General features: G+C 54.8%; 3 protein-coding genes. 2 read left to right on the top strand and 1 reads right to left on the bottom strand.

Going from position 1 to position 3396, the window contains the following annotated elements:
* Positions 1-300: 300 nt before the first annotated feature.
* Entirely contained in the window at positions 301-603 is a 303-nt protein-coding gene (locus tag ACIPZE_RS28775) for a hypothetical protein (RefSeq protein WP_129394684.1), read from the bottom strand.
* Positions 604-973: 370 nt separating this feature from the next.
* Here ACIPZE_RS28775 and thrS point away from each other — a divergent pair, with 370 nt between their 5' ends.
* Complete coding sequence (gene thrS, locus ACIPZE_RS28770) at positions 974-2896, top strand: threonine--tRNA ligase (RefSeq protein ID WP_007913488.1); 1923 nt, start codon at positions 974-976, stop codon at positions 2894-2896.
* On the top strand, positions 2896-3396 hold a 501-nt coding region (gene infC, locus ACIPZE_RS28765), incomplete at its 3' end, for a translation initiation factor IF-3 (RefSeq protein ID WP_400776811.1). The genes thrS and infC, both read left to right, overlap by 1 nt.

The following is a 3396-nucleotide window of genomic DNA, read 5'->3' as shown; positions in this document are numbered from 1 at the left end:
GATTAGACATGGTGTATCTCCAAGAAACATATATTTTCAGTAGTACTGTGCTGATCATGAAAACTGGGCACACCGGAGTATCATAGTCGAAATGTTCGCTTTGGTAGCCCCCCGGACGTGCTGTTTGCCAATCAGTCGTGTTTTCTTTACTGCCAATTTCGGCTGGAGGCCCCGGTTTAAAAGGCTTTGAGCGAAAAGTAAAGACAGTAAAAAAACCTGTAAAACCTGCATAAATCGTCTGAAAAGGCTCATTTCGGGCACTTTTTTCCAGCCTTTAGCCGATCATGAAGGCCTTTTTCATCACTTTTTAGCCGGGGTATTCGCCTTGCATTTGGCGATTTGGCCCAGGGCTTTCTGCTGCAGTTCAGGCGTCGCCTTGTTGTCCATCAATGCCTGAATGTCGCTCGCTGGATAAGACTTGATTGCATCCGCGCCACAGGCACAGTGGGATTTCGCCGCTGCGGCGCCAATCTGTGGGGTAGCCGCCTGGGTGCACTGGGCCATGTACTTGTCACGCTCGCCCTTCGGCCAATCGGCGTGAGCGCTCAGTGGCAGCAGCAGGACAATGGGGGCGACTACGGCGAATAAAGTGTTCAGACGCATGCGAGGATGCTCCTTGTGGGTCAATGTCTTGTTATCTGAGGGCTGAAGGGCCGATCAAGTTCAGCACTCTGGCATAAAAACGGACGATTTGCCTTCTGGCGAAACAGAGGCATAAGTGACCGCTCATCTGTGCTAGCATGCCGGGCTCAAGCGTTCTCAGGCTCCGGTGACCTTCAGTCCCGGCAGCGGTCAGCGTGTGAATATTTCGATTTGAATCCCAGTCACTCTGGTTCGGTTTTCCGGTTGGCCGCAAGGCTCCTGCCGCTGTAAGGCAGGCGTTCGTCATTGAATGGCCTGGATCGGATCTTGTACTGGCTCATCCCAACCCACGTGACCTTTGGTAGGGGTCACCACTAGGAGAGGAGGCGCCATGCCAACTATTACTCTTCCCGACGGCAGTCAACGTTCATTCGATCACCCGGTTTCCGTAGCCGAGGTCGCTGCATCCATTGGTGCAGGTCTGGCCAAAGCCACCCTGGCCGGCAAGGTCAATGGCCAACTGGTCGACGCCAGCGACATCATCAGCAGCGACGCGACCCTGCAAATCATCACGCCAAAGGATGAAGAGGGGCTGGAGATCATTCGCCACTCTTGCGCTCACCTGGTTGGCCACGCGGTCAAGCAGCTGTACCCGACTGCGAAAATGGTCATCGGGCCGGTCATCGATGAAGGCTTCTATTACGACATCGCCTTCGAACGTCCTTTTACTCCGGACGACATGGCTGCGATCGAACAGCGCATGCAACAGCTGATCGAAAAAGATTACGACGTGATCAAGAAAGTCACTCCGCGCGCCGAAGTGATTGAAGTGTTCAAGGCTCGCGGCGAAGACTACAAGCTGCGTCTGGTCGAAGACATGCCGAACGAGCAGGCCATGGGTCTGTACTATCACGAAGAATACGTCGACATGTGCCGCGGTCCGCACGTGCCGAATACGCGCTTCCTGAAATCCTTCAAGCTGACCAAGCTGTCCGGTGCCTACTGGCGCGGCGACGCCAAGAACGAGCAACTGCAGCGCGTTTACGGCACTGCCTGGGCAGACAAGAAGCAGCTGGCGGCTTACATCCAGCGCATCGAAGAAGCTGAAAAGCGCGATCACCGCAAGATCGGCAAGCGTCTGGGCCTGTTCCACACCCAGGAAGAATCCCCGGGGATGGTGTTCTGGCATCCGAACGGCTGGACTCTGTACCAGGTGCTCGAGCAGTACATGCGCAAGATCCAGCGCGACAACGGCTATCTTGAGATCAAGACCCCTCAAGTCGTTGACCGCAGCCTGTGGGAGAAATCCGGGCACTGGGCCAACTACGCCGACAACATGTTCACCACGCAGTCGGAAAACCGCGACTACGCCATCAAGCCAATGAACTGCCCATGCCACGTGCAGGTGTTCAACCAGGGCCTGAAGAGCTACCGCGAGTTGCCGATGCGTCTGGCCGAGTTCGGTGCCTGCCACCGTAACGAGCCGTCGGGTGCGCTGCACGGCATCATGCGTGTACGTGCGTTCACTCAGGACGACGCCCACATCTTCTGTACCGAAGAGCAGATGCAGGCCGAATCAGCAGCGTTCATCAAGCTGACCATGGACGTTTATCGTGACTTCGGCTTCACCGATGTCGAGATGAAGCTGTCCACTCGTCCGGAAAAACGCGTCGGTTCCGACGAGTTGTGGGATCGCGCCGAAGCAGCATTGGCTGCAGCCCTTGATTCTGCGGGCTTGCCGTACGATCTGCAGCCGGGGGAGGGTGCGTTCTACGGTCCGAAGATCGAATTTTCGCTGAAAGATTGCCTCGGTCGCGTCTGGCAGTGTGGTACCTTGCAGCTCGATTTTAACCTGCCTGTCCGTTTGGGCGCTGAATACGTCTCTGAAGACAACAGCCGCAAACACCCGGTGATGTTGCACCGTGCGATCCTCGGTTCCTTCGAGCGTTTCGTCGGAATCCTGATCGAGCACTACGAAGGTGCGTTCCCTGCCTGGCTGGCGCCAACCCAGGCGGTGATCATGAATATCACTGATAAACAGGCAGATTTTGTTGCAGAAGTTGAAAAAACTCTCAACGAAAGCGGATTTCGTGCCAAGTCCGACTTGAGAAATGAAAAGATCGGCTTTAAAATCCGCGAGCATACTTTGCTCAAGGTTCCCTATCTCTTGGTTATCGGAGATAAGGAAGTCGAGATGCAGACTGTCGCTGTGCGTACTCGTGAAGGTGCTGACCTGGGCTCGATGCCCGTCGCCCAGTTCGCTGAGTTTCTCGCGCAAGCGGTTTCCCGGCGTGGTCGCCCAGATTCGGAGTAATTATTATTAAGCGTGAAATGAGACAAGATAAACGAGCTGCACCGAAAGCCCCGATCAACGAGAATATCTCGGCACGCGAGGTTCGGTTAATTGGTGCTGAAGGTGAACAGCTTGGGATTGTGTCAATTGAAGACGCGCTTCTTAAGGCTGAAGAGGCCAAACTGGATTTGGTGGAAATTTCCGCCGATGCAGTACCACCTGTTTGCAAACTGATGGACTACGGCAAATCGATCTTCGAAAAGAAGAAGCAGGTTGCCGCAGCCAAGAAAAACCAGAAGCAGATTCAGGTTAAAGAAATCAAGTTTCGTCCAGGGACGGAGGAAGGGGATTACCAGGTAAAACTGCGCAACCTGGTACGTTTCCTGAGTGATGGGGACAGGGCCAAGGTATACTTGCGATTCCGCGGCCGTGAGATGGCCCACCAGGAGCTGTGGATGGAACGCCTCAAGCGGGTTGACTCTGAACTGCTCGAGTACGGATCGGTCGAACAGCAAACTAAG

The sequence above is a fragment of the Pseudomonas sp. NPDC089741 genome, from assembly GCF_044748825.1.
In the GTDB taxonomy this organism is placed as follows: Bacteria; Pseudomonadota; Gammaproteobacteria; order Pseudomonadales; family Pseudomonadaceae; genus Aquipseudomonas; species Aquipseudomonas helmanticensis.
The sequence above is the reverse complement of the archived record's forward strand: the minus strand, read 5'-3'. Positions and strand labels throughout refer to the sequence as shown.

What these genes read in the sequence shown, in the direction of transcription:
- ACIPZE_RS28775 (WP_129394684.1), bottom strand. Translation starts at nt 603, where the DNA reads ATGCGTCTGAACACTTTATTCGCCGTAGTCGCCCCCATTGTCCTGCTG.
- thrS (WP_007913488.1), top strand. Translation starts at nt 974, where the DNA reads ATGCCAACTATTACTCTTCCCGACGGCAGTCAACGTTCATTCGATCAC.